Origin of the sequence: Actinocatenispora rupis, assembly GCF_016861975.1 — a bacterium.
GTDB lineage: Bacteria > Actinomycetota > Actinomycetes > Mycobacteriales > Micromonosporaceae > Actinocatenispora > Actinocatenispora rupis.
In genome coordinates, this window is record NZ_BOMB01000031.1 from 114,223 (window position 1) to 139,099 (window position 24,877).

At 74.2% G+C, this 24,877-nt stretch carries 24 protein-coding genes; 8 read left to right on the plus strand and 16 right to left on the minus strand.

All coding sequences use genetic code 11. From position 1 onward, the window contains the following. Positions 1–29: 29 nt before the first annotated feature. A complete protein-coding gene (locus tag Aru02nite_RS26450; protein WP_203662257.1) occupies positions 30–1,238 on the minus strand; it encodes an MFS transporter in 1,209 nt (402 codons plus the stop codon). Positions 1,239–1,338: 100 nt separating this feature from the next. Here Aru02nite_RS26450 and Aru02nite_RS26455 point away from each other — a divergent pair, with 100 nt between their 5' ends. After that, the gene (locus tag Aru02nite_RS26455) at positions 1,339–2,199 is read left to right on the plus strand and encodes a LysR family transcriptional regulator (protein WP_203662258.1); all 861 of its coding nucleotides are present in this window, start codon (positions 1,339–1,341) and stop codon (positions 2,197–2,199) included. 101 nt (positions 2,200–2,300) lie between these two features. Here the strand turns inward: Aru02nite_RS26455 and mnmA are convergent, their stop codons facing one another. Next, entirely contained in the window at positions 2,301–3,389 is a 1,089-nt protein-coding gene (gene mnmA / locus Aru02nite_RS26460) for a tRNA 2-thiouridine(34) synthase MnmA (RefSeq protein ID WP_203662259.1), read from the minus strand. Positions 3,390–3,523: 134 nt separating this feature from the next. Further along, on the minus strand, positions 3,524–3,913 hold the full coding sequence (locus tag Aru02nite_RS26465) for a YbjQ family protein (RefSeq protein ID WP_203662260.1): 390 nt from the start codon (positions 3,911–3,913) through the stop codon (positions 3,524–3,526). 88 nt (positions 3,914–4,001) lie between these two features. On the opposite strand from Aru02nite_RS26465, the gene Aru02nite_RS26470 reads away from it, so the two are divergent. Continuing rightward, the gene (locus Aru02nite_RS26470) at positions 4,002–4,316 is read left to right on the plus strand and encodes a hypothetical protein (protein ID WP_203662261.1); all 315 of its coding nucleotides are present in this window, start codon (positions 4,002–4,004) and stop codon (positions 4,314–4,316) included. A 4-nt stretch (positions 4,317–4,320) separates the two neighbouring features. Here Aru02nite_RS26470 and Aru02nite_RS26475 read toward each other — a convergent pair whose 3' ends face one another. The 7 genes from Aru02nite_RS26475 to Aru02nite_RS26505 all read right to left on the minus strand — a co-directional run bounded on the left by Aru02nite_RS26475 (position 4,321) and on the right by Aru02nite_RS26505 (position 9,569). Then, positions 4,321–5,496, minus strand: a complete 1,176-nt coding sequence (locus Aru02nite_RS26475) for a cysteine desulfurase family protein (protein ID WP_203662262.1) — start codon at positions 5,494–5,496, stop codon at positions 4,321–4,323. A 9-nt stretch (positions 5,497–5,505) separates the two neighbouring features. Then, positions 5,506–5,736 carry a DUF2630 family protein gene (locus Aru02nite_RS26480; protein ID WP_203662263.1) on the minus strand — a complete coding sequence of 77 codons (231 nt, stop codon included), beginning with the start codon at positions 5,734–5,736 and terminating at the stop codon, positions 5,506–5,508. A 46-nt stretch (positions 5,737–5,782) separates the two neighbouring features. Next, positions 5,783–6,451 (minus strand): nucleotidyltransferase domain-containing protein, encoded by a 669-nt coding sequence (locus Aru02nite_RS26485; protein ID WP_203662264.1) that lies wholly within the window; start codon positions 6,449–6,451, stop codon positions 5,783–5,785. Beyond that, positions 6,448–7,035, minus strand: coding sequence for a biotin transporter BioY (locus tag Aru02nite_RS26490; RefSeq protein ID WP_239076966.1), 588 nt, complete (start codon positions 7,033–7,035; stop codon positions 6,448–6,450). The genes Aru02nite_RS26485 and Aru02nite_RS26490 overlap by 4 nt, the downstream gene beginning before the upstream one ends. A 298-nt stretch (positions 7,036–7,333) precedes the next feature. Continuing rightward, positions 7,334–8,293: an electron transfer flavoprotein subunit alpha/FixB family protein gene (locus tag Aru02nite_RS26495; RefSeq protein ID WP_203662266.1), complete on the minus strand. Its 960-nt coding sequence runs from the start codon at positions 8,291–8,293 to the stop codon at positions 7,334–7,336. Between the two features lie 40 nt (positions 8,294–8,333). After that, on the minus strand, positions 8,334–8,780 hold the full coding sequence (locus tag Aru02nite_RS26500; RefSeq protein ID WP_203662267.1) for a hypothetical protein: 447 nt from the start codon (positions 8,778–8,780) through the stop codon (positions 8,334–8,336). A 9-nt stretch (positions 8,781–8,789) separates the two neighbouring features. Next, complete coding sequence (locus Aru02nite_RS26505) at positions 8,790–9,569, minus strand: electron transfer flavoprotein subunit beta/FixA family protein (RefSeq protein ID WP_203662268.1); 780 nt, start codon at positions 9,567–9,569, stop codon at positions 8,790–8,792. Between the two features lie 221 nt (positions 9,570–9,790). Here Aru02nite_RS26505 and Aru02nite_RS26510 point away from each other — a divergent pair, with 221 nt between their 5' ends. The 5 genes from Aru02nite_RS26510 (at position 9,791) to Aru02nite_RS26530 (ending at position 15,827) form a co-directional block, all read left to right on the plus strand. Then, on the plus strand, positions 9,791–10,558 hold the full coding sequence (locus Aru02nite_RS26510; protein WP_203662269.1) for a class I SAM-dependent methyltransferase: 768 nt from the start codon (positions 9,791–9,793) through the stop codon (positions 10,556–10,558). A gap of 11 nt (positions 10,559–10,569) precedes the next feature. After that, positions 10,570–12,084: a DUF885 family protein gene (locus tag Aru02nite_RS26515; RefSeq protein ID WP_203662270.1), complete on the plus strand. Its 1,515-nt coding sequence runs from the start codon at positions 10,570–10,572 to the stop codon at positions 12,082–12,084. 63 nt (positions 12,085–12,147) lie between these two features. Further along, complete coding sequence (locus tag Aru02nite_RS26520) at positions 12,148–13,440, plus strand: glycosyltransferase family 4 protein (protein ID WP_203662271.1); 1,293 nt, start codon at positions 12,148–12,150, stop codon at positions 13,438–13,440. A 359-nt stretch (positions 13,441–13,799) separates the two neighbouring features. Next, on the plus strand, positions 13,800–14,648 hold the full coding sequence (gene mca, locus Aru02nite_RS26525; RefSeq protein WP_203662272.1) for a mycothiol conjugate amidase Mca: 849 nt from the start codon (positions 13,800–13,802) through the stop codon (positions 14,646–14,648). Between the two features lie 129 nt (positions 14,649–14,777). Continuing rightward, on the plus strand, positions 14,778–15,827 hold the full coding sequence (locus tag Aru02nite_RS26530) for a chitinase (protein WP_203662273.1): 1,050 nt from the start codon (positions 14,778–14,780) through the stop codon (positions 15,825–15,827). 51 nt (positions 15,828–15,878) lie between these two features. Here the strand turns inward: Aru02nite_RS26530 and Aru02nite_RS26535 are convergent, their stop codons facing one another. The 6 genes from Aru02nite_RS26535 to Aru02nite_RS26560 form a co-directional block, all read right to left on the minus strand. Further along, positions 15,879–17,489: an acetolactate synthase gene (locus Aru02nite_RS26535; protein ID WP_203662274.1), complete on the minus strand. Its 1,611-nt coding sequence runs from the start codon at positions 17,487–17,489 to the stop codon at positions 15,879–15,881. A 33-nt stretch (positions 17,490–17,522) separates the two neighbouring features. Continuing rightward, positions 17,523–18,629, minus strand: a complete 1,107-nt coding sequence (locus Aru02nite_RS26540) for an acyltransferase (RefSeq protein WP_203662275.1) — start codon at positions 18,627–18,629, stop codon at positions 17,523–17,525. Between the two features lie 324 nt (positions 18,630–18,953). Further along, entirely contained in the window at positions 18,954–19,955 is a 1,002-nt protein-coding gene (locus Aru02nite_RS26545; RefSeq protein WP_203662276.1) for a hypothetical protein, read from the minus strand. Between the two features lie 89 nt (positions 19,956–20,044). Continuing rightward, a complete protein-coding gene (locus Aru02nite_RS26550) occupies positions 20,045–20,983 on the minus strand; it encodes a class I SAM-dependent methyltransferase (RefSeq protein WP_203662277.1) in 939 nt (312 codons plus the stop codon). A gap of 8 nt (positions 20,984–20,991) precedes the next feature. Then, on the minus strand, positions 20,992–21,777 hold the full coding sequence (locus Aru02nite_RS26555; RefSeq protein ID WP_203662278.1) for an enoyl-CoA hydratase/isomerase family protein: 786 nt from the start codon (positions 21,775–21,777) through the stop codon (positions 20,992–20,994). A 150-nt stretch (positions 21,778–21,927) separates the two neighbouring features. Next, a complete protein-coding gene (locus Aru02nite_RS26560; RefSeq protein ID WP_203662279.1) occupies positions 21,928–22,752 on the minus strand; it encodes an ABC transporter ATP-binding protein in 825 nt (274 codons plus the stop codon). Between the two features lie 88 nt (positions 22,753–22,840). On the opposite strand from Aru02nite_RS26560, the gene glgX reads away from it, so the two are divergent. Then, positions 22,841–24,859, plus strand: coding sequence for a glycogen debranching protein GlgX (gene glgX / locus Aru02nite_RS26565; RefSeq protein WP_239076967.1), 2,019 nt, complete (start codon positions 22,841–22,843; stop codon positions 24,857–24,859). Positions 24,860–24,877: the final 18 nt, after the last annotated feature.

The window sequence follows — 24,877 nt, forward strand, 5'->3', positions numbered from 1 at the left end:
GTGTCGCCGCAGCCGGGTGTCCAGCGCGTTTACCGCCGGTCGAGACGCAGCACCGCGACGCACGCGGCCAGTGCGACGAACGCCACCACCGCCGTGAACGCGATCCCCGCGGTACGCAGCCCGTACGCGGTGGCGGCGACGCCGACGGCGATCACCGGGATCGAGATCCCCACGTACGCGACGACGAAGAAGCTCGCGACCGTACCGGCGCGGGTCGGTTCCGGTGCGGCGGCCGTGATCGCCGCGATGCCGGACCGGAAGCTCAGCGCCTGCCCGACACCGATCACGACCGTCCCGACCAGCATCGGTACGAACAGCCGGCCGACCAGCCCCACCGCGATCCCCGCCAACCCGAGTACGAGCACCAGGCTGCCGGCGGGCAGCGCGACGCGCGTCGGCACGCGGGCGAGTCCGACCTGGCCGGCCGCGGACCCGGCGAACATGGTGAACACGACGAGCCCCGCCAGCGCCCGGTCCGGCATCCCGAGCACCGTGGCCAGGAACCCCGGCTCGACCGCCGTGAGCAGCCCGAACACCGCGAACGCCGCGAACACCGCCACCGCCGCCGGCACGAACACCGACCGCGCCTCGGCCGCCACCACCGGCCGTTGCGGCCGGAACCGCGCCCCGGGTACCAGCCGCACCGGCTCCGGCATCCGCAGTACGCCGAGCACCGCCGGCACCAGCAGCGCCAGGTTCGCCACGAACGGCCAGGCCAACGGCGCCGCCGTGTACCGGGCGAGCAGGCCGGCGAGCAGCGGCCCGCAGCCGAGCCCGAGCATGTTGACGGCGGTCGCGACCAGGGCCGCGCGCCGCTGGAGCCGGGCCGGAGCAAGGTCGAGCAGCGCGACGGTGGCGGTGGTCGTGAAGATGCCGGCCGACACGCCGGACAGTACCCGGCCGAGGAACAGCGCCGGCAGCCCCGCGTCGGTCAGGAACAGTACGCCGGACGCGACGCTCGCGGCGAGCCCGGCGAGCAGCAGCCGGCGCCGGCCGTACACGTCGGATGCCTTGCCCAGCAACAGAAGCGCCGCGATCACGCCGACCGCGTACACGGCGTAGATGACGGTGGTGAGCAGGCTGCCGAAGCCGTAGCGCTGCTGGTAGATCGAGTAGAGCGGGGTGGGCAGGGTGTTGCCGAGCATCACCACGCCGAACGCGTACGCCACGGCGGCGAAGCCGAACCGCGCCCGACGGTCACGGACGACGGGCCGGGTCTCGGAGGTGTGTGCGGTCATCGTCCCTCTCTCGCGTACGGTCGCGTCCCTTCAGCCTGCCCCATCCCCAACGATCACTCCAACGAATGATTCCGATCCCAACCATCGGTACAATCGATCGATGGAACTGCGCCAGCTCGGCCACTTCGTCGCCGCCGCCGAGGAACTGCACTTCACCCGGGCGGCCCGCCGCGCGCACGTCGTCCAGTCCAGCCTGTCCAGCTCCATCCGCGCCCTGGAACGCGAACTCGGCGGCGACCTCTTCGTCCGTACCAGCCGCCAGGTGCGGCTGACCGCCGCCGGCGAGGCGCTGCTGCCCGCCGCCCGCGCCGCGCTCGCCGCCGCGCAGGACGGCCGGGACGCCGTCGCCGGCGTACGCGGGGTGCTGGGCGGCCGGCTCACCATCGGCGTACTCCAGACCCTCGGCCCCGTCGACCTGTCCGCGCTGCTCGCCCGCTTCCACCGCCGGCACCCCGGCGTACTCCTCCGGCTGCGCAACGACAACGCGCCGCGGCTGGCCCGCGACGTGGTCCGCGGCGAGTCCGACCTCGCGTTCGTCGACCACCCCGTCGACACCCGCGGGCTGCGCGAGATCCCGCTCGGCGCCGAGGACCTGATCCTCGCCGTACCGCGGGGCGACCCGCTCGCCACCCGCCGCACCGTACGACTCGGTGCACTCGCCGGGCACGACTTCGTCGAGTACCGGCCGGAATCGGCGCTGCGCCGCCGGATCGACGCCGCCTGCGCCGACGCGGGGCTGGACCGGCGGATCTGCTGCGAGGTGGACACCATCGCCCAGCTCGTCGACCTGGTCGCGCACGGCATGGGCGTCGCGCTGCTGCCGCCGCTCACGGTCCGCGGCGCGGACGGCGTCGCGGCAGTACCGACCGAGCCGGCCGTCCGGCGCGAACTGGTCGCCGTCACCGCCGCCGACCGCCCCGTCACCCCGGCCGCCGCCGCGCTGCTCGACCTGCTCCCGTGACCGGACCCCGTTGCCCCGCAACGGATCCAGCCCACACAGCGCGGATCGGGCCAGCCCACACCAGACCAGCGCCACGACCGGCCGGACCGGGCCAGCGCGGATCAGACCGTTGCGGTACGGACCGCCTCGGTGATGGTGGCCGAGCCGAGGACGACGTCGCCGGCCGGGTCGGGCCGGTAGACCACGATGGCCTGGCCGGGCGCGACGCCGCGGGCCGGCTCGGCCAGCCGGGCCACCAGACCGTCGGCGGTCGGCTGCACGGTCGCGTCGAACACCGCGCCGTGCGCGCGCAGCTGTACCCGGCAGTCGAACGCCGCGTCCGGCGACCCGTTCGTCCACACTGGACGGTCGGCGCGCACCTCGTCGACCTCCAGCGCCTCGACCGGGCCGACGGTCACGGTGTTCTGCACCGGCGTGATCGACAGTACGTAGCGCGGGCGGCCGTCCGGCGCGGGTCGGCCGAGACCGAGCCCCTTGCGCTGCCCCACCGTGTACGCGTACGCCCCGTCGTGGCGGCCCAGTACCTCGCCGGACTCCGCGTCCACGATGTCGCCCGGCGCCTCGCCCAGCTCGCGGGCGAGGAAGCCGCGCGTGTCGCCGTCGGCGATGAAGCAGATGTCGTGGCTGTCCGGCTTGTCCGCGACGGCGAGGCCGCGCCGCGCCGCCTCCGCGCGTACCTCGGACTTGGTGGTGTCGCCGAGCGGGAACATCGCGCCGGCGAGCTGGTCCGGCCGCAGCACGGCCAGTACGTACGACTGGTCCTTGGCGAGGTCCACCGAGCGGCGGAGTACGCCGTCGGACAGCCGGGCGTGGTGGCCGGTGACGACCGCGTCGAAGCCGAGCGCGCGGGCCCGGTCCAGTACCGCGGCGAACTTGATCTTCTCGTTGCAGCGCAGGCACGGGTTCGGCGTGCGCCCCGCCGCGTACTCCGCGACGAAGTCGTCGACCACGTCCTCGCGGAACTCCTCCGCCATGTCCCACACGTAGAACGGGATGTCGAGCACGTCCGCGGCGCGGCGCGCGTCCCGCGAGTCCTCCAGCGTGCAGCAGCCGCGCGCACCCGTCCGGTACGCCTGCGGGTTCGCCGACAGCGCCAGGTGCACCCCGGTCACGTCGTGCCCGGCGTCCACCGCGCGGGCCGCCGCCACCGCGGAGTCCACCCCGCCGGACATCGCCGCCAGCACCCTCATGACCCGTCCCCTCCGTACGACGCTCCGTCGAGCGTAGCCGCCCGCCGTACCGTGGCTGCGCGGTGCGCCCGGTCCCGCCGCGCCCGGAACGTCCCGGACGCGGCGGGCTGCGCGCCGTGTCCGTCGTGGACCGGTCAGTGCGGCGGCGTCGCCGGGACGCGCCCCGCCTCCACCATCCCCGCGTACTGTGCGCGCGCCTCCTCGGTCGCCGGCTCCACCCACACGGCCGTCCCGTACGCGCAGATCTCGCTGAGGCTGCCGGACATGTCACCGGTGTCGAACCGCATGCCGACGACCGCGTTCGCGCCGCGGCGGCGGGCCGCCTCGACGAGCCGCCCCATCGCCTGGTTCCGGCTCTGCACCACCAGGCTCGTCAGCTGCGGCACCTCGCCGCCGCCCATCGAGGAGAAGCCGGCGGTCAGCGTGTTGCCGAAGTCCAGCCGGCGCACCGTCACCCCGAACACCTCGCCCAGCATCCGGGTCGTCGTGTACCCGGGAACCTCGTTGGTCGTCGCCATCAGCATGGCCACGATTGTGCCGACCCGTCGCCACGCCGTCGGTACGCGCACGCCGGGCGCGCGTACCCGCGGCGGGGTCGGCAGAATGGCGCGGATGAGACGCCTGTCGTGGTGGCCCCCGATCGTGGTCGCGGCCCTGTCCCTGCTCGGGTTCGGCGTGACGGCCTGGGGCGCGCGGACCGCGAAGCGGGCGCACGACTGCCTCGCCAACGGCGTGGTGTCCGCCGAGATCACCGGCCGGGGTTGCGAACTGCACACCACCGACGGCGTACGGGTGGTGGCGCTGGACGGGCCGGGCTTCGGGACGACCGTCGCGGTCACCGCGGTCAGCGCCGTACTCCTGGTCGTGCTCGTGGTGCTGCTCGTCCGCCGCCTCGCTCACCGTACGGCGACCGCCGCGCGGACCTGACCGGTCAGCGGGGGCGCTTGACCGCGGTGGCGGTGCGGGCCCGGTCGACCGCACCCGGCAGCGCGGCCAGCAGCGCCGCCACGTCCGCCGACGTCGACGTGTGCCCCAGCGAGAAGCGCAGCGAACTCCGGGCCCGCTCCGCGTCCGCACCCATCGCCAGCAGTACGTGGCTGGGCTGGGCGACGCCGGCCGAGCAGGCCGACCCGGTCGAGCACTCGACCCCCGCGGCGTCCAGCAGCATGAGCAGCGCATCCCCTTCACAGCCGGGGAACGAGAAGTGCGCGTTGCCCGGCAGCCGGTCGGCCGGGTCACCGTTGAGGACGGCGTCCGGCACGGCCGCGCGTACGCCGGCGATCAGCTCGTCGCGCAGCGCGGACACCCGCGCCGACTGCTCGGCACGGCGCCGGACGGCCAGCTCCACCGCGAGCGCGAACGCGACGACACCGGCCACGTCGAGGGTGCCGGAGCGTACGTCGCGCTCCTGGCCACCGCCGTGCAGCACCGGCGTGCACGCCACGTCGGTACGCAGCAGCAGCGCACCCACCCCGACCGGGCCGCCGATCTTGTGCCCGGTCACGGTCAACGCCGCCGCACCCGACGCGCCGAAATCCACCGGTACCGCGCCGATCGCCTGTACCGCGTCGGTGTGCAGCGGTACGCCGTGCTCCGCGGCGAGCGCCGCCAGCTCCGGCACCGGCTGTACGGTCCCGACCTCGTTGTTCGCCCACATGACGGAGACCAGCGCGGCGCGCTCCGCGTACGGCGTGAGGGCCTTGGCGAGCGACTCCCGGGTGACCCGGCCGGCCGCATCGACCTCGACCGGTACGACGGTGGTGTCCTGGCGCTCGGCCATGAAGTGCGCGGAGTCCAGGATCGCGTGGTGCTCGGTGGCGCCGATCAGCAGCACGTCCCGGGACGGCTCCGCCGCGCGCCGCGCCCAGGCGATGCCCTTGACCGCCAGATTGTCGCTTTCCGTACCGCCTGAGGTGAAGACGACCTCGCTCGGCCGGGCGCCCAGGTGCTCGGCGATCCGCTCCCGGGACTCCTCGACGGCGCGCCGGGCCGCCCGGCCGCTCGCGTGCAGCGACGACGCGTTGCCGGTACGCCCGGCAGCCTCCACGTACGCCGCGAGGACCTCGGGCAGTACCGGCGTGGTCGCGGCATGGTCCAGGTACGCCATGACCGCAGCCTATTGCAGGTAGGACTCGACCTCCGAGCGCGGCCGGACCCGTTCGGCGTTCGGGTCCTGGCCGGCGTCCTCCCGGGCCCGGCGGCGGCGCAGCAGGTCCCAGCACTGGTCGAGCTGCTGCTCGACCGCGGCGAGCCGGTCCCGCTCCTCGTCGGTGCCGCCGGCCTGGCGGAGCCGGTGCTCCTCCTCCACCAGCTCGTGGATCTGGCCGAGCACGTCCTTGTCGTTCATGGTCCCCTACCCCGTTTCCCTCGACGCTGCTCGACAGTACCGAACATCAGGGCGTACGCCCGGCGGCTGCGGCGATCCAGTCGTGCCCGGGGTGGATCAGGGCCAGCGCGTCCGCGAGCCAGGCCCGGGCCGCCGCCGACAGCAGCGGCAGCGTCGCGGCCAGGTCGGCCTCGTCCTTCGGCCGCCGGTGCTTCGCCTTCATCAGCAGCACCACCTCCGGCCGCTGGTACGGCACGCCGTCGGCGCTGACCGCGATCGTGTCGGCCAGCGGTCGGCGGAGCCGCTCGTCCCGTTTGCACACCCACTCGTCCCGATCGCCCGGGTCGAGGAACGTGTCGGTACGGAACAGCCCGCTCGCCCGCTCCGCCGTCCACACCTGCGTGTACTCCGGCGGCGGCACCGAACCCAACCGGTACGCCCGGCCGTCGCCCACGTAGTACATGTGGTGCGTGCCGCCGGCGAGCAGGGCGTCCCGTACGGCGGGGAAGTCGGCGCGGCAGACGGCGAACTCGATGTCCTCGTGCGCGCGGCGCGGCGCGCCGTGGAACAGGTCGATCGCCCAGCCGCCGCAGACCCACCACGGTACGTCGACGGCGGCGAGCCGGGCGGCCAGTTCGGTCGGGGTCCAGGCGGCCCAGGCGTCCAGGTCCAGGTCGACGGGCTCGCCCGGACCGGCGCCGGGCCCCGCGCCGTGCGGAGCCCGGTCGGACGTCACCTGCCCAAGCGGCGTACGAGCGCCCAGGCGCCGGGCAGGATGCCCGCGGCCAGCGCGATCTTGATGCCGTCCCCGATCAGGAACGGCACGACACCCACGGCCAGCGCCGTACCGACGGACAGGCCGACGGTGGCGACCAGCCACGACACCCCGAACGCGTAGATGACCGCGTTGCCCGCGACCATCGTCCCGACCGTACGCAGCGGGGTCCGGTCGCCGGCGCGCCGCGCCAGCTCGCCCACCAGCAGCCCGGCCGCCAGGTACCCGAGGATGTAGCCGAAGGAGGCGCCGCCCGCGCCCGACGTGCCGCCCGCGAACCACGGGACGCCGGCCATGCCGACCGCCAGGTACAGCACCATCGAGGTCAGCGCGCGCCACGGGCCGAGCGCCGCGGCGACCAGCAGTACGGCGAAGGTCTGGCCGGTGACCGGCACCGGGCTGATCGGCTGGATCGGCACCGACAGCTGGGCGGCGAGACCGGTCAGCGCGGCGCCGCCGACCACCAGCAGGGCGTTGCGGGCGACGGAGCCGGGGATCAGGTCGGCGAGCACGTGCCGGCGTACGGCGACCGAGTTGGTGGACACCACGTCCTCCGTGGGGGTGAGGTCGGCCCGGAGTGGCACAGGGGTACGGGCCGGGACGGTCAAGGTCATCGACAGCCTAAGGCACCGTTCAGTCGCCCTCCGCCGCGTCGCGGGGCGGCCCGCCGCGCGCGTGGCCGCCGTCCCGACGGGTACGCGGGGCGCGGTCACCGCCTAGCGCCGGTACGCGGAAAGTCAAGCCCCGTCGCCGACAGATCACCACCACGGACCCTGTCCACACCCCGGACGTACGGGCGGGGCGGTGGATCGCCCACCGCCCCGCCGTCGCGTACGCCCGGAATCAGCCCTGGCGCTTGCGGATCTCCTCGACCGCCTGCGGAACGACCTTGAACAGGTCGCCCACCACGCCGAAGTCGGCCAGCTCGAAGATCGGCGCCTCGTCGTCCTTGTTCACCGCGACGATCGTCTTCGAGGTCTGCATGCCGGCCCGGTGCTGGATCGCGCCGGAGATGCCGATCGCCATGTACAGCTGCGGCGACACCGTCTTACCCGTCTGCCCCACCTGGAACTGGTGCGGGTAGAAGCCCGAGTCGGTGGCGGCCCGGGAGGCGCCCACCGCGCCACCGAGCAGGTCGGCCAGCTCCTCGATGAGCGCGAAGCTCTCCGCGCTGCCGACGCCGCGGCCACCGGACACGACCACGCCGGCCTCGGTCAGTTCCGGCCGCGAACCCTTCTGCTCGGCCACCCGCTCCAGGACGGTGGCGCCCTTCGCCGCGTCCGACACCGTGGCGTCGACTGCGACCCGCTCCCCCGCGCCGGCGGACTGCTCCGGCGTCACCGAGTTCGGCCGTACGGTGAGGATCGGGGTTCCCTTCGTCACCTTGGCGGTGACGATCGTCGAGCCGGCGAACACCACCTGCGTGGCGGTCCCGTCGGCGGCCACGTCGGAGACGTCGGTGAGCAGGCCGCTGTCCAGCTTCACCGCGAGCCGCCCGGCGATCTCCTTGCCCTCCTGGGAGGACGCGAGCAGCACCGCCGCCGGCTGCACCTCGGCCACGAGCCGGGCCAGTACCTCGGCCTTCGGCGCGACCAGGTGGCCGGCGATCTCGTCGCTCTCCGCCGCGTACACCTTCGCCGCGCCGTACTCGGCGAGCGTGCCGGCGAGCGCGTCGGCGGTGCCGGGCGCGCCCAGCACCACAGCGGACGGCTCGCCCAGCCGGCGGGCCAGGGTGAGCGCCTCCAGGGTCACCTTCTTGACGCCGGACGCCGTGCCGTCCGTGACGACCAGTACCTCAGCCATCTGTCGTTGCCTCCGCGGTCGCGGTCGAAGGGGCGGGCGGTCAGCGCCCGGCGGCCTTCTTGACCTTGTGGTATTCGTACATGTTCCGGAAGATCGCCCACCAGTTGAACGCGATCACGGAGCTGATCGACCACCAGCCGGCGAGCAGATTGTGTGTCTGCGCCCTGGTGTACGCCGTGGTCAGCTCCTCGAACGTGCCCGTGTGCGTGGTCGTGCTCTGCTGCCACCAGATGAGCATTCCGGTGTGCTTGATGTAGCTGGCGCTGAGCTGCTGCCCGTACTGCGGCCCCTGCCGGTACTGCCCCTGCTGGGGATACTGCTGCCCCTGCGGGTACTGGCCCTGCTGCGCCTGCGGGTACTGGCCCTGCTGTGCGTACTGGGCGGGCTGCCCGTACTGCGCCGGCGCCTGCTGCGCGTACTGCGGGGGCGCGCCGGCCGGCTGCTGCTGCCAGCCGGGCGCCGAAACGGGGTTCTGGGGGTTTGTCATGGCCGCACGCTAGACGAACTTCTCAACCGCCAGGAACTCGACCAGCTGCACGCCGCCCTCGCCCTCGTCGGTGACCCGGGTGCCCGCCTGCCGCGCCGGACGCGGCGCCGCCGACACGACCGCCGAGTACGCGTTGGCGAGACCGACGGTGTCGGGCGCCAGGCCCAGATCGGCCAGCGACAGCGTGGTCACCGGCTTCTTCTTGGCGGCCATGATGCCCTTGAACGACGGGTACCGCGGCTCGTTGATGGTGTCCCAGACGCTGACGACGGCCTTGCCGTCGGCGCGGACCACCTCGTACCCCTCGTCGGTCTGGCGCTCGATCGTGCGGCTGTCGCCGTCGATCGTGAGCTTGCGGGCACCGGTGAGCGCCGGTACGCCGAGCCGTTCGGCCAGCATGTGCGGGATGACCTGCACCCGGCCGTCGGTGGCCTCGGCGCCGCACAGCACCAGGTCCCACTCCAGCGTGCCGAGGGCGGCGGCGAGCACCGCGGAGGTCTGCACCGCGTCGGAGCCGGCGATCGCGCCGTCGACCACGTGCACCGCGGCGTCCGGCCCCATCGACAGCGCCTTGCGGATCGACTCGGTGGCGCCGTCGGGCCCGACGGTCAGGATGGTGACCTCACCGCCCTGCGCCTCCTTGATCCGCAACGCCTCCTCGATGGCGTACTCGTCCATCTCGTTGATGACGTTGCTGGCCGACCCGCGGTCGACCGTGAAGTCATCCGACTTCAGCGTGCGCTCGGCACCGGAATCCGGTACCTGCTTGACCAGGACGACGATCTTCATCGTTGCCGACGACCTCCTGCTACCCGGGCCTGTCACCGCGTACGACCGGCAGCTCCCGGCTGCCCGCGGCCAACATAGCCCGCGGTCGGACGTACCGTTCCGGAGCCATGTTACTAGTCAGTAGCCCTGGGCGCCGCGGAGCCCCCGCGATACATCTCACACCGGGTCGTACGCGGAGCCGGTCGGCACGGCGCTCCGGCACAGACCCTAGTCTCTCGGGCATGACGACGCGGGCGGAAACGCTGCCGTTGACCGGGGAGCGCACCGTCCCCGGCATCGCGGTCGAGAACTACTGGTACCGCCGGCACGAGGCCGCGTACCGCGCGGTGGCGTCGATGCTGCCCGCCGGGCGGCTGCTCGAACTCGGCGTCGGCGAGGGCTACGGGGCGGCCCTGCTCGCGACCGGCCGGCGCGTCGTCGGCGTCGACTACGACCTGCCGACGCTCCGGCACGTGACCCGGCGGTACCCGGGGGTGGTGGCGGTGCGGGGGAACGCGGTGGCGCTGCCGGTGGCCGGCGGGTCCGTCGACGCGGTGGTGAGCATGCAGCTCGTCGAACACCTGTGGGACCAGCCGGCGCACCTGGCCGAGTGCGCCCGCGTGCTGCGGCCCGGCGGCGTGCTGGTGCTGTCCACGCCGAACCGGCTCACCTTCTCCCCCGGGTACGACCCGGCGACGGACCGGCCGCGCAACGTCTACCACTCCCGGGAACTGTCCGCCGCCGAGCTGTCCGCCCTGGTACGTCCGGCACTTCCGGACGCCACCCTGTACGGCCTGCACGCCGGGGCACGGCTGCGCGCCGCCGACGCCGACGCCCGCCGGCGGTACAGGGCGGACCTGGTCGAGGCGCAGCTCGCCACGCCGGCCGAGGAGTGGCCCGCGGAGCTGCGGTCGGCGGTCGGCGCGGTCGCCGCCACCGACTTCGTACTGTCCACTGTGGACGTGGACGATGCGCTGGACCTGGTCGTGGTCGCGACGAAGGACCGGTAGATTCTGCTCGCATGGACGCACGGTTGCGCGCGCTCTGCGATCTGATGGTGCCGACGGCCCGCGAGTCGGTCGGCCGGCACGAGTACGACGGGGTCGTCCAGGACCTGTCCCCCGACGGCGTACGCCGGGCGCTGGCCCGGCTGGCGCCCGCCGGGGCGCACCCGTACCCGGATCCGCACGACGAGGCGCAGGCGTCCGCGGCCGAACACGCCGCCCGGGTCGCGCTGGGCGACCTCGCCCTGCACCGCGCCAACCCGCTGCACCACGTCGGCAACCTCGACCTCGCCTGCTACGACCGGGAGTACGCGCCGGCCGGCGAGCGCGCCGCGGCCCGCCGGGCGCACCTCGCCGCCTGGCCGGACGCGGTCGACGCGGCGGTCGAGGCGCTCGACCGGGTACCGGCGCCCGTCGCGGCGGCGACCCTGTCCGCGGCCCGCGGCCTCGCCGGTCAGGTACGCGACGACGACGGTGCGGCGGGACGGGCGGCGCTCGCCGCGCACGGCCGGCTCGTCGCCCACCTGGAACGGGCCGCGCGGGACGGCCACCCGGAGACCGCGCTCGGCGGTACCGCGCTGGCGGCGCTGCTGTCGTCGGCGGAGGCGCTGCCGGTGGACCTCACCGCGCTCGCCGCGCTCGCCGACGCCGAACGCGACCGGATGCGCGCCCTGCTGTCCGAGGCGTGCGACCGGATCGCGCCCGGAGTGTCCACATCGGACACCGTCGCCGCGCTGCTCGCCGACCACCCCGACATCGACGGCGTACTCACCGAGGCGCGGGCGCTGACCGCCGAGGTGATCGCCTGGACCGCCGAGCGCGGCCTGATGCCGTACGACGACGGCGAGTGCCGGGTCGGGCCGGCCCCGGAGTCGCGCCGCTGGGCGATGGCGATGATGGCGTGGGCCGCACCGTACGAGGCGGACTCGCCGAGCTGGTACCACGTGACGCCGCCGGAGCCGGACTGGCCGGCGGCCGAACGGGAGGAGTGGCTGGCGGTCTTCAGCCGCACCAGCCTGCCGGCGATCACCGTGCACGAGGTCGCGCCGGGCCACTTCTCGCACGGTCGGGCGTTGCGCCGCGCCCCGTCCGCGGTGCGCCGCACGCTGATCGGCGAGTCGTTCGTCGAGGGCTGGGCGCACTACGCCGAGGAGATGGCGCTGGAGGAGGGTTTCCACGCCGACGATCCGCGGTTCGCGGCGGGCGTGGCGCTGGAGGCCCTGGTCCGGGTCGTACGGCTGAGCGCGGCGATCGGGCTGCACACCGGCGCGATGACCGTCGCCGAGGCGGCGGCCCGGTTCACCGCCGACGCGTACCTGCAGGGGCCGGCGGCGCTGGCCGAGGCGTACCGGGGGACGTTCGACCCCACGTACGGCCGGTACACGTGGGGCAAGCTCGCCATCCTCGACCTGCGGGAGCGGGCCCGGCGGGCCTGGGGCGCCGGCTTCTCGCTGCCCCGGCTGCACGCCGCGCTGCTCGCCCTCGGCTCCCCGCCGCTCGGCCTGCTCGACACCGCCGTCGAGCGGGGCTGACCCCGCCGGCCGCACCGGCCCTGCGGACGTACCGGTCGGTAACGGGTGCCAGAATCATCGACCATGCGCGTGCTGATGCTGTCCTGGGAGTACCCGCCGGTCGTCGTCGGCGGGCTGGGCCGGCACGTGCACGCGCTGTCCACCGCGCTCGCCGCCGCCGGGCACGAGGTCACGGTCGTCACCCGGCACGGCGGGGACGCCCCGCTCGACGAGGTACGCGACGGGGTGCGGATCGTACGGGCACCCGCGGACCCGCCGCTGTTCCCGTTCGCGACCGAGACGCTGCTGGCGTTCACGATGTCGCTCAACCACGCGCTGACCCGGGCCGCGCTGCGCGTCTGCGCCGAGCAGGAGTACGACGTCGTGCACGGGCACGACTGGCTGGTGACGCACGCGGCCGTGACGCTCAAGCACCACCTGCGGGTACCGCTGGTCGCGACCGTGCACGCCACCGAGGCCGGCCGGCACTCCGGCTGGCTGCCCGCCGAACTCAACCGGTGCATCCACTCCGTCGAGTGGTGGCTGGCGTACGAGGCGCGCCGGGTGCTGGTCTGCTCCGGGTACATGCGCTGGGAGGTCAGCCGGCTGTTCGAGCTGCCCGCCGGGAAGGTCCGGGTCATCCCGAACGGCGTGGACCCGGCCGCGTTCCGCGTCACCCCGCGCCAGGTCCGCGCCGCGCGCGAGGAGTACGCCGGGGACGGGCCGCTCGTCGTGTACGCCGGCCGCCTCGTGTACGAGAAGGGCGTCCAGGACCTGATCGCCGCGACTCCCGCGCTGCGGCGGCGGTTCCCCGGGCTGCGCGTGGTCGTCGCCGGCGAGGGCAAGTACGCCGACGAGCTGGCCGCCGAGGTCACCCGCCGCCGGCTCGGCCGTACGGTGCGGTTCGCCGGGTTCCTGCCCACCGAACCGGCCCGCGCCGGCGAACCGAGCCTCCCCGCACTCTTCGCCGCCGCCGACTGCGCCGTCGTACCCAGCCGGTACGAGCCGTTCGGGATGGTGGCGCTGGAGGCCGCCGCCGCCGGCGCGCCGCTCGCGGTGTCGGCGACCGGCGGGCTCGCCGAGTTCGTCGAGCCGGGCACCACCGGCGTCACGTTCCCGCCCAAGGACCCGGCCGGGCTCGCCGACGCCGTCTCCACCGTCCTCCGCGACGAGGTACTCGCCCGGCGGCTGTCCCGGCGTGCCCGCGCCCTCGTCATCGACCGGTACTCCTGGCCCGCCATCGCCGCCCGCACCGTCGAGGCGTACGAGCAGGCCGGGCGCGACGAGCGGGCGCTCCGCGCGGCCGGTACCGCGGACGGCCCGGTCCCCCCGATCACCGTCCCGGACGGCAACCTCCTCCGCGACGGCTCCGCCTGACCGCGGCTCCGCCGCGCACACTGATCCCGCCCGGTTCGGCCCGACCGTCGCAACCACCCGATCCCGCGGCGGCTGCGCACGACCGGAGTTGCCGTACTACCAACGGATCCCGCCCCCAGCGGCCCGCCCGACGCCACCTGAACCCCGGATCGGCGTTGCCCGACCGGACCCGCCGTGCCCGCACGGCTCCGACCCGGCAGCCTTCCGGCGCGGTCGTCCGCGGCAGCACCATCCGACCGGAGTTGCCGTGCTGCCAACGGATCCCGCCCGGAGCGACCGGCTCGGATATTTTTGGGTTTGACCTAAGTACGGGACGGGGCTAGGTTTGGCGCGACCCAGCCGCACGATGCGGAGGAACGATGGCCGACCTGCGACTGCTCGCCGTACACGCACATCCGGACGACGAGTCCAGCAAGGGCGCGGCCACGCTCGCGCGGTACGCGGCGGAGGGCGTCGACGTGCTGGTGGCGACCTGCACCGGCGGCGAACGCGGCGACGTGCTCAACCCGCACCTGGACACCGCCGAAACGAGGGCCCGGCTGCCGGAGCTGCGCCGGGCGGAGATGGCCGAGGCGGCGCGGCTGCTCGGGGTCCGGCAGCGGTTCCTCGGGTTCACCGACTCCGGGCTGCCGGCGGCCGGCGAGGCGCTGCCGGACGGCTGTTTCGCCCGCGTACCAACGGATGTCGCCGCGGAACGGTTGACCGCGGTGCTGCGGGAGTTCCGCCCGCAGGTGGTCGTGACGTACGACCCGAGCGGCGGCTACCCGCACCCGGACCATGTCCGTACGCACGAGGTGGCGGTGGCGGCGTTCGACGCGGCGGGCGACCCGGCCCGGTTCCCCGGCGCGGGGCCGGCGTGGCGGCCGGACAAGCTCTACTACCTGGCGGTGCTGTCGCCGGACTGGTTCCGGGCGCTGCACGAGGGGATGCTCGCGCGCGGACTGGCGTCACCGTTCGGGGAGGTGCTCGGCGAGCTGGACGGCGTGGCCGGGCTGCCGGTCACCACCCGCGTCGAGTGCGCCGCGTACTTCGGGGTCCGGGACGCGGCGGCCCGCGCGCACGCCACGCAGATGGCGCCGGAGCACCCGTTCTTCGTACATCCGCGGGATCTGGAGCGCGCGGCGTGGCCGACCGAGGACTACCAGCTGGCGCGCAGCCACGTACCGGTGTCGACGCCGGAGAGCGACCTGTTCGCCGGCCTGCGCTGACCGGGGCAAGGCGGGACCGGACGGACGGGGCAGACCTTGACAGCACGGGGCAAACGTACTTAAGTGCACTCCATCAGTTAGGTTTCCTTACTGAAAGCCCCGTGCCGACCCCCCAGTCAAGGAGCCCCCATGCGTAGACCACGCCCGCGTCGTACCCGCCTGGCCGCGGCTTTCGCGGCGGCGGCCACCGTACTCGGCGGTGCGGCCCTCGCCGGGGTCGCGGCCAGCCCGGCCACCGCCGCGACCGCGCTCCCCGCCCACCTGTCCGCCCCGTACTTCGAGGCGTGGAACGGCGACAGCCTCGCCGGGCTCGCGCAGCAGTCCGGCAACCGGTACCTGACGATGGCGTTCCTGCAGGCCGACCGGAAGGGCTCCTGCACGCCGTACTGGAACGGCGACAGCGGGATGCCGGTGGACGCCGCGCAGTTCGGCTCGGACATCGACACGATGCGGGCCGCCGGCGGTGACGTGATCCCGTCCTTCGGCGGGTACACGGCGGACAACACCGGCACCGAGATCGCCGACTCGTGCACCGACGTCGACGCCATCGCCGCCGCGTACGAGAAGGTCGTGACGACGTACGACGTGACGCGGATCGACCTCGACATCGAGGACAACTCGCTGACGAACTCCGCCGGCATCACCCGGCGGAACCAGGCCATCAGGAAGGTCGAGGACTGGGCCGCGGCGCAGGGCCGCACCGTGCAGTTCTCGTACACGCTGCCGTGCACGGTGAACGGTCTCGCCGACGACGCGTACGCGGTGCTGTCGGACGCGGTGGCCAACGGCGCGCGCGTCGACGTCGTCAACGTCATGACGTTCGACTACTACGACGGCGGCAGCCACGAGATGGCCGATGACACGAAGACCGCGGCGACCGGGCTGCACGACCAGCTCGCCGACCTGTACCCGGGCACGGACGACGCGGCGCTGTGGCAGAAGATCGGCGTCACCGAGATGATCGGCATCGACGACTACGGCGCGGCCGAGACGTTCACGACGGCCGACGCGCCGGCCGTGGAGAGCTGGGCCGAGAGCAAGGGTCTCGCGATGCTGTCGTTCTGGGCGCTGCAACGCGACAACGGCGGCTGCCCCGGCACCGGCGGCAGCGACACCTGCTCCGGCGTCGACCAGTCGATCTGGCAGTTCTCCCAGGCGTTCGCCGCGTTCGACGGCTGACCCGCGTACCGACCGCGGCCCCGGACCTCGCCGTCCGGGGCCGCGGTGCGCTCACGCCAGGTTCGCGCTGCGCGGGTACGCGTCGGCCGGATCGGTCAGCACGTTCACCAGGTACGGCACTCCCGCGTCGAACGCGCGCCGCAGCGCCGGCCCCAGGTCGGCCGGCTTCGTCACCGTCTCCCCCGCCCCGCCGAGCGCCGACACCACGTCGTCGTACCGCAGGCCGGGGGTGAGATCGGCGGCCACGTCGTAGCCGTACACCATGTTCATGGGGTGCTTCTCCAGGCCCCAGATGCCGTTGTTGCCGCAGACCATCACGACCGGCAGCTTCTGCCGCGCCAGCGACTCCACGTCCATCAGCGAGAAGCCCGCCGCGCCGTCCCCGAGCAGCACGCAGACCTGCCGGTCCGGGTACGTCAGGCGGGCGCCGGCCGCGTAGCCCATGCCCGTGCCGAGGCAGCCGTACGGCCCGGGGTCCAGCCAGCAGCCCGGCCGACCCGGATCCAGGTACTTCCCCGCGTACGACACGAAGTCGCCGCCGTCGCCGATCACCACGGCGTCCTCGTCGAGTACCTGGCGCAGCTCGCCGTACACCCGGGCCGGCCTGATCGGGTCGGTGTCCGCGGTCAGCTGCTCCTCGTCGGCGGCCCGGGCCGCGTCCTCCGCGGTACGCAGCGTCGCCACCCAGCCGGCGTGGTCCGTCCGGTCACCCCGGTACGCGGCCAGCCCGGACAGCACCAGCCGCAGGTCACCCGCCGGCGACACGGCCGGCGACACGTGCGTCGCGCGCTGGCCCGGCGCGTCCACCACGTGCACCACCTGCGCGTCGCCGAAGTCGCCGAACCCCAACCGGAAGTCCAGCGCGGTACCGACGACCACGACCACGTCCGCCTGCTTCAGCGCCGTACGCCGGGCCCGCGAGAACGCCAGCGCGTGCCCTCGCGGCAGCAGCCCGCGACCCATGCCGTTCGGGAACACCGGGACCGTCAGCGCCTCGACGCACTCCCGCAGCGCCGCCACCGCGTCCCCCGTGTACACGTCGGAACCGGCGATCACGACCGGGCGCTCCGCGCGGGCGATCAGCGCCGCCGCCTTCGCCACGTCGTCCGGGTCCGGGTCGAGCGGCGCCGGGCGTACCGCCTCGGGCAGCTCGACGTCCGCCCGCGAGAACACCACGTCCATCGGCAGGTCCAGGAACACCGGACCGCGGTGCGGACTCAGCGCCGCCAACGTCGCCGCCTGGACGTCCGCCGCCATCCGCTCCGGCGCCGTCACCGTCGTCGCGTACTTCGTCACCGAGGCGACGATCGGCACGTGGTCCAGCTCCTGCAGGCTGCCCGCACCCCACCGCCACTGCGGCGCCCGGCCACCGAGCACCACCACCGGCGCGCCGTTGAAGTACGCCGAGGTGATGCCCGAGATGCCGTTCGTGACGCCCGGACCGGCCGTCAGTACCGCCACGCCCGGCCGGCGCTGGAGCTTCGCCACGGCCTCGGCGGCGAACACCGCGGTCTGCTCGTGCCGGACGTCGACGATGCGTACGCCCGCCCGGTGCGCCGCGTCGTACAGCGGGAAGACGTGCCCGCCGGACAGCGTGAACAGCTCCGTGACCCCGTACTCGCGCAGCGCGGCCAGGGCCAGATCGCCGCCGTGCCCTTCCATCCCGCCTCCTGATGATCGACAGTGCCGGGCATGTTACCGGCGGGTAGTCCGCAACGGAACCGCACCCGCGTCCCCCGCCGCCCGCGTGCCGGCCGCCTCCGGACCCGCACCCTCGGGTACGGCGGGCTCCGGTACGGCGGGCTCCGGCGGCGTGGCCTCGTGGCCCGCCGGCACGGCGTCCCGGTTCGTGGCGGGGATCGTGGGCTCCGCCGTCACCGCGCCCATCGTGACGTCCGGAATCGTCGCCTCGGCGCGCGTGGCTCCGGCGTCCGTGACCTCGGGGCCCGTTGCCTCCGGGGCCGTGGTCTCCGCCGGCGTGACCTCCGGAATCGTCGCCTCGGCGCGCGTGGCTCGGGTGCCCGTGACCTCCGGCGGAGCACCCGCCGACGGGACGATGGAGTCCGCCGCCGTGGCGTCCGGGCCCGCTGCCGGCGCACTGGTCACCGCTGCGTCGCCGGGGATCGGAGCTGGCGCTGGGGCCTCCGCATCCGGCTCGGGCGACGGATCCGGTACGGAAGCGGCGGGGCGGCGGCTGCGCAGGACGCGGGCCGGTACGCCACCGGCGATCGAGTACGCGGGGATGGCCTTGGTGGCGACCGCGTTGGCGGCGAGGACGCTGCCGCGGCCGATGTGGACGCCGCGGGTGACGGTCGCCTTGGTGCCGAGCCAGCAGTCGGGGCCGATGCGGACCGGCGACTTCACGATGCCCTGGTCCTTGATCGGACGGTCGAGGTCGGTGGTCACGTGGTCGAAGTCGCAGACGTACACCCAGTCGGCGACGAGGGTGGCGGCGCCGATCTCGATGTCCAGGTATCCGTTGACGGTGACGTCGGTGCCGAAGACGACCTTGTCACCGACCCGGACGGTGCCCTCGTGGGCGCGGACCGCGCAGTCGTTGCCGATGTGCACCCAGCGACCGAGTACGAGGCGGCCGTGGCCCGGGCGCGCGGTCAGCTCCACCCGCTTGCCCAGGAACACGAACCCCTCGGTCACGATGTCGCGCCGGCGCAGCCGCAGCTTCGCGAACCGCCAGTACCGGACCAGGTAGTACGGCGTGAACGCGCGGTGCCGCCACACCCAGCGCGCCGACGCCCAGGTGAGGAACCGCGCCTGCCGCGGATCCCGTCGCCTCCGCCCCATGCGCAGAACCTACCTCCCGGTAACGCCGCGCCGTGACAGCACCGCCCGACCCGGGGATGTCACGGCCGGGTACCGGCGGTAGCCAGCAGCGCCACCTCGGGCTCGGAGAACTGCGGGTGCACCACGACCGCGGCTACCGGCTGCCGCCGCGGCCGTGCCGGCCGGTCGACAGCTCGGACGCGGCGAACACGCCCGACGAGCGGCAGCGGCCGTCCGGCCAGCGGAGTACGGCGACGGTGTGCCCACTCGATACCCGGGCGGTATCCGGTGTCCAGAACCCAGCGAACCTCACCGAACCGGTCGACGCGTCGCACACCGCACCGGTCAGCGCAGCGCGGCGGCGACGGTACGGGCCCCGTCGACGGCCTCCGGTTCACTGGCCGCGGCGGTCGACACCTCCAGGCGCAGTACCACGTTGCTGACCCGGGCGTACACGGTGACGCCGGTCGGGCGGTCCAGCGCGACCGCCTCGTCGCCGAGCCCCGGCACGGCACGCGTGACGCCACCATCGTCCGCGTCCGTGGTCAGCGCGGCGTGCGCCATCCGCGGTGCCGACAGCGGCCCCTTCGTGCCGTACCGGGTCAGGGTGAGCGTCACGCTCGCGTCCGCCCGCACCGCCGCGCTCCCCTGGTACTGGCACGTCGAGTCGTCGCCCGCCCCGGTACGCCCCGCCGACTCCAGGTGCCCGCCGAACAGGTCGTGCACCGTCTTCGCGTCGAGTACCGAACACGCGTCCGGCGTCCTGCCGAACCGGCCCGAGTCGGCGAACGCGCCGGTGAAGAACAGCGTCCCGGCCCCGCACGGGATCAGCATCAGCAGGCCGATCACCGCCAACGCACCGACCAGACCCGGGTACCGCAGCCAGTGCCGGCGCGGCTCGCTCCCGTCGTCCGCGGCGAGCGCCGCCCCCAGTACGGCCAGTTCCCCGTCGGCATCCGCGTCCGGTCCGGCATCGGGGGCATCCGCGGCCGTGGACACGTCGTCGGACGGGGGCGCGTCCGCCACCGCCGCACCGTCCACATCGGACGCCGGCGCGGGCGCGGCACGGTCGTCGTCCGCACCGGACAACGTCGTCCCGGCCGCCCCCGCCACCGCACCGTCCACATCGGACTGTCCGGACGCCGCCGCGTCGGGCTCCCCTGCCGTCGGCGCGGCAGCCTCCGACGGTGCCGGCGCGGCGGTGGCGTCCACGTCGGCCGGGGGCGCGCCACCGTCCACATCGGACGGTACCGGGGCGGTCGGCTCCGGCGCGCCGGCGTCGGCACCGTCCGCATCGGACGATGCGGCCGCATCGGGCTCGGGCGGGTCGGTACGGGCGGTCGTCACGGGCGGTCCTCACAGACGGGCGGGCGGATGCGGGTACGGCCGCGAGCGCTCACCGACAGGACGTGGCGTCAGGCGGTCACGGTGCGGTGTTACGGCTTCACGCCCGTGATCTCCACGTTGTAGAAGAACTCCTTCGGCACGACGCGCGACAGCACCTTCTCGTCCACCGCCGACAGCGCCTTCCACGAGGTGTACGCGAAACGCGCCCAGCCCCAGCCGAGCTTCTCCTTCGGTACGGCGGCCTCGAAGGTGCGCACCGGCCAGCCGAGGAACGCGGCGGTCAGTTCGTCGGTGGCGACCTCGACGTCGATCGCGCCGGCCGACTCCGCGGTACGCCGCAGCGCGTGCGGGTCGAACGTGTGGAGGTCGACGACGGCTTCCAGCGCGGCGGCCTGGCTGGACTCGTCCAGCTCCTCCTGCGGGCGGCGCCAGTCGGTCAGGCCGGGCAGCTTCGTGAGGTTGGTGGTGGCCCACCAGGTGGCCTGGCCGAGCTTGCGGGCGTACCAGTCGCCGACCTTGGTCGGCTCGCCGCAGAACACGAACCGGCCGCCCGGCCGCAGTACGCGCAGCACCTCGCGCAGCGCCTGCTCCACGTCGGGGATGTGGTGCAGCATGGCGTGCCCGACGACCAGGTCGAACGTGGCGTCGTCGTACGCGATGGTCTCGGCGTCGGAGACCCGGCCGGACACGTCGAGGCCGAGCTGCTTGGCGTTGCGCAGGGCGACGTCGACCATGCCCGGGGAGATGTCGGTGACGTACCCCTTCTCGATGACGCCGGCCTGCATGAGGTTGAGCAGGAAGAACCCGGTGCCGCAGCCCAGTTCCAACGCGTTCCGGTACGGCCAGCCGTCGGTGCCCGCGACGTGCGCGAAGCGGTCCCGGGCGTAGGTCACGCACCGCTCGTCGTACGAGATGGACCACTTCTCGTCGTAGGTGTCGGCCTCCCAGTCGTGGTACAGGATGTTCGCCTGCTTGGGATCGTCCCGGGCGGCCTCGACCTCGGCGGCGGTCGGATGCGACTTGCTCATGGTGCCACTCACTTCCCGGTGAAGTCCGGCTTCTGCTTGGCGACGAACGCGTCCATCCCGATCCGCTTGTCGTCGGTGGCGAACAGCGCCGCGAACAGGTGGCTCTCCAGCGCCAGGCCGGACGCCAGGTCGACCGACAGCCCGCCGTCGATCGCCTGCTTCGCCGCGCGCAGCGCCAGCGCCGGCCCCGTCAGGAACGGGCGGACCAGCTCCACCGCCGCGTCGAACACCGACTCCCCCGCCGGTACGACCCGGTCGGCGAGGCCGATGCGCAGCGCCTCGTCGGCACGCACGTGCCGGCCGGTGAAGACCAGGTCCTTGGCGCGGGCGGGGCCGATCAGCCGCGGCAGCCGCTGCGTACCGCCGGCGCCGGGGATGATGCCGAGCAGGATCTCCGGCTGGCCGAGCTTCGCGTCCGCGGACACCACGCGGAAGTCGCAGGCGAGCGCCACCTCGCAGCCGCCGCCCAGCGCGTACCCGGCGATGGCGGCGACGACCGGCTTCGGGATGCGGGAGACGGAGTCGAGGGCGGCGGACAGTGCGGCGGCGCGCGCCGACATCTCCGCGTACCCCTCGTCGGCCATCTCCTTGATGTCGGCGCCGGCGGCGAACACCTTCTCCCCGCCGTACACGATGACGGCGCGGATGTCGTCGCGGGCGGACGCCTCCGTGGCAGCTGCCCGCAGTTCCTCCTGTACCGCCTTGTTGAGCGCGTTCATCGGCGGACGTTCCAGGCGGATCACGCCCACGCCCGGGTGCTCGGCAACCGTCTCCAGCCGGACGAACTCCCCCACGACACCTCCTACCGCTCGGTCGGGTCGACTCGGGCGGGTCGGATCACGACGCCGCCGCGAGGGGCAGCCTAACCCGCCCGCCCCGGCGGTCCCGGCGCCGCGCCCCGCGATCGGCCGATCATGCGGCAGGTACGGCGGGTCGGCCCGGATTCAGAGCGCCTGCGCCGTGTACCGGTCGCCGATCCGGGTGACCGAAAGCGGCAGCCCGAACGTCTTGCTCAGGTGCTCTCCGGTGATCACCTCGGGGGCGGGCCCGGCCGCGACGACCGCGCCGTCGCGCATCAGCAGCGCGTGCGTGTACCCCGGGGGGATCTCCTCGACGTGGTGGGTGACCAGCACCGTCGCCGGCGCGTCGGGGTCGAGGGCCAGCTCGGACAGCCGGCGCACCAGGTCCTCGCGGCCGCCGAGGTCGAGGCCGGCGGCCGGCTCGTCCAGCAGCAGCAGCTCCGGGTCGGTCATCATCGCCCGCGCGATCTGCACGCGCTTGCGCTCCCCGTCCGACAGCGTCCCGTACCGCCGGTCGGCGAGATGCCCGACGCCCCACTGTTCCAGCAGCTCGGTGGCGCGCCCCGCGTCCATCTCGTCGTACGCCTCGCGGAAGCGGCCGACGACGCCCCACGCGGCCGTGAGTACGGTGTCGTGCGCGGTCTCGTCGCCGGGGATGCGGGCGCCGGCCGCGGCGGTGACCAGGCCGAGCCGGGTACGCAGCTCCGCGACGTTGGTCCGGCCGAGCCGCTCGCCGAGCACGTGCACGGTGCCGGAGGTCGGGAACAGCCGGGCGGAGGCCAGGTTGAGCAGCGTGGTCTTGCCCGCGCCGTTCGGCCCGAGCAGCACCCACCGCTCGTCCAGCTCGACCTGCCAGCCGACGTCCTGGACCAGGTGGTTGCCGCCGCGGGTGACCGTCACGTCGTCGACCGCGATGACCAGGTCCGGGTCGACCTCGGGGGAAGCGTTCGGTGCCAGCACGGGCCCCATCCAACCACGCCGGTACGACCGCGGCCGTCGGTGGCCCGGGAACGCCCGCGGCGCGGGATCATGGAACCCGGACAACCGGGGAGGGTTCGTGGAGCTGGGTGCGACGACGGACGACGGGGGCGTACGGTTCGCCGTGTACAGCGCGGCGGCGACCGGCGTCGACGTCTGCCTGTTCGATCCGGACGGCACGGAGCGGCGCGTACCGCTGCCGGAGCGTACCGACAACGTGTGGCACGGGCGGGTCGACGGCATCGGCCCCGGCCAGCGGTACGGGCTGCGGGCGCGCGGGCCGTGGGATCCCGGCCGTGGGCACCTGTTCGACCCGTCGAAGCTGCTCCTCGACCCGTACGGCCGGGCGGTGGCCGGCACGCTCACCGACGCGCCGGCGCTGCGGGCCGGCACCGGCACCGACTCCGCGCCGTACGTGCCGCGCTCGGTGGTCGTCGGCCCGCTCGACCCGGCGACCCGCCCGCCGCTGCGCCCCTGGACCGACACCGTCCTGTACGAGATGCACGTACGCGGGTTCACCGCGACGATGCCCGACGTCCCACCCGAGCTGCGCGGCACGTACGCGGGGCTCGGGCACCCGGCCGCGGTGGCGTACCTGGCGGGGCTGGGGGTGACGGCCGTGGAGCTGCTGCCGGTGCAGCACAGCGTCACCGAGCCGTCGGTCGCCGCCCGCGGCCTCACCAACTACTGGGGCTACAACACGCTCGGCTACTTCGCGCCCGACACCCGGTTCGCCGCGAGCGGCTGCCCGGCCGACCCGTCGTCCGGCGCGAACCCGGCGACGGAGTTCCGGGAGATGGTGGACGCGCTGCACGCCGCGGGCATCGAGGTGGTCCTCGACGTGGTCTACAACCACACCGCGGAGGGGCCGCCGGACGGGCCGACGCTGTCGTTCCGCGGGCTGGACAACCGCACCTACTACCGGCTCGACCCCGCCGACGGCTCCCGCTACCGCGACTACACCGGCTGCGGCAACACCCTCGACCTGCGGCAACCGCCGGTGCTCCGGCTCGTCCTCGACTCCCTCCGGTACTGGGTGACCACGATGGGGGTGGACGGGTTCCGGTTCGACCTGGCGAGCGCGCTGACCCGCTCGGCCGACAGCGTCGACCGGTACTCGGCGTTCCTCGGCGCGGTCGGCCAGGACCCGGTACTGCGCGGCGTACGGCTGATCGCGGAGCCGTGGGACCTCGGCATGGACGGGTACCGGGTGGGTGGCTTCCCGCCGCCGTGGGCCGAGTGGAACGGCCGCTACCGGGACGCGGTGCGCGACTTCTGGCGCGGCTCGCTCGGTCACCTCGCCGAGGTCGGCACCCGCCTCGCCGGCTCCGAGGACCTGTACGGGCTGTCCGGACGCGGCCCGTACGCGTCGGTCAACTTCGTCACCGCGCACGACGGCTTCACCCTGCGCGACCTGGTCAGCTACGAGCGCAAGCACAACGAGGCCAACGGCGAGCACGGCGCCGACGGTACCGACGACAACCGGTCGGCGAACTTCGGCGTCGAGGGCGACACCGACGACCCGGCGGTCCGCGCCGCCCGCGACCGGCAGGTCCGCAACCTGCTGACCACGCTGCTGCTGTCCGCCGGTACGCCGATGCTGCTGGCCGGCGACGAGCTGGGCAACACGCAGCACGGCAACAACAACGCGTACTGCCAGGACAACCCGACGTCGTGGCTGGACTGGTCCACCGCCGACACCGGCCTGGCCGCCTTCGTCCGGGACCTGCTCGCGCTGCGGGCGCGGGAGCCGGTGTTCCGCCGCCGCGGCTTCTTCACCGGCGCCACCGTGGACGGCCGCCGCGACCTCGTCTGGTACCGGCCGGACGGCGGCGAGGTCACCGACGCGGACTGGCACCGGCCCGGCGACCACACGCTCGGCGCGTACCTGGACGGCGCGCGGGCGGACACCGGCACCGGCGGCTCGTACCTGCTGTACCTGCACGGCGGCGGGGACGACGTGGACGTGGTGCTGCCGACCGCGGCCCCGGCGTACGAGACGGTGCTGGACACCGCGGGCGCCGCGCCCGGCACCCGTCCCGCGGGTACAAGGGTGCGGTTGCCGGCGCGCAGTGTCCTGCTGCTGCGGGCCACCTGACCGTCCACAGTGGACCAT

Coding starts and splice junctions, on each gene's coding strand:
- Aru02nite_RS26450 (WP_203662257.1), bottom strand. CDS start 1,238: ATGACCGCACACACCTCCGAGACCCGGCCCGTCGTCCGTGACCGTCGG.
- Aru02nite_RS26455 (WP_203662258.1), top strand. CDS start 1,339: ATGGAACTGCGCCAGCTCGGCCACTTCGTCGCCGCCGCCGAGGAACTG.
- mnmA (WP_203662259.1), bottom strand. CDS start 3,389: ATGAGGGTGCTGGCGGCGATGTCCGGCGGGGTGGACTCCGCGGTGGCG.
- Aru02nite_RS26465 (WP_203662260.1), bottom strand. CDS start 3,913: ATGCTGATGGCGACGACCAACGAGGTTCCCGGGTACACGACGACCCGG.
- Aru02nite_RS26470 (WP_203662261.1), top strand. CDS start 4,002: ATGAGACGCCTGTCGTGGTGGCCCCCGATCGTGGTCGCGGCCCTGTCC.
- Aru02nite_RS26475 (WP_203662262.1), bottom strand. CDS start 5,496: ATGGCGTACCTGGACCATGCCGCGACCACGCCGGTACTGCCCGAGGTC.
- Aru02nite_RS26480 (WP_203662263.1), bottom strand. CDS start 5,736: ATGAACGACAAGGACGTGCTCGGCCAGATCCACGAGCTGGTGGAGGAG.
- Aru02nite_RS26495 (WP_203662266.1), bottom strand. CDS start 8,293: ATGGCTGAGGTACTGGTCGTCACGGACGGCACGGCGTCCGGCGTCAAG.
- Aru02nite_RS26500 (WP_203662267.1), bottom strand. CDS start 8,780: ATGACAAACCCCCAGAACCCCGTTTCGGCGCCCGGCTGGCAGCAGCAG.
- Aru02nite_RS26505 (WP_203662268.1), bottom strand. CDS start 9,569: ATGAAGATCGTCGTCCTGGTCAAGCAGGTACCGGATTCCGGTGCCGAG.
- Aru02nite_RS26510 (WP_203662269.1), top strand. CDS start 9,791: ATGACGACGCGGGCGGAAACGCTGCCGTTGACCGGGGAGCGCACCGTC.
- Aru02nite_RS26515 (WP_203662270.1), top strand. CDS start 10,570: ATGGACGCACGGTTGCGCGCGCTCTGCGATCTGATGGTGCCGACGGCC.
- Aru02nite_RS26520 (WP_203662271.1), top strand. CDS start 12,148: ATGCGCGTGCTGATGCTGTCCTGGGAGTACCCGCCGGTCGTCGTCGGC.
- mca (WP_203662272.1), top strand. CDS start 13,800: ATGGCCGACCTGCGACTGCTCGCCGTACACGCACATCCGGACGACGAG.
- Aru02nite_RS26530 (WP_203662273.1), top strand. CDS start 14,778: ATGCGTAGACCACGCCCGCGTCGTACCCGCCTGGCCGCGGCTTTCGCG.
- Aru02nite_RS26535 (WP_203662274.1), bottom strand. CDS start 17,489: ATGGAAGGGCACGGCGGCGATCTGGCCCTGGCCGCGCTGCGCGAGTAC.
- Aru02nite_RS26540 (WP_203662275.1), bottom strand. CDS start 18,629: ATGGGGCGGAGGCGACGGGATCCGCGGCAGGCGCGGTTCCTCACCTGG.
- Aru02nite_RS26550 (WP_203662277.1), bottom strand. CDS start 20,983: ATGAGCAAGTCGCATCCGACCGCCGCCGAGGTCGAGGCCGCCCGGGAC.
- Aru02nite_RS26560 (WP_203662279.1), bottom strand. CDS start 22,752: ATGGGGCCCGTGCTGGCACCGAACGCTTCCCCCGAGGTCGACCCGGAC.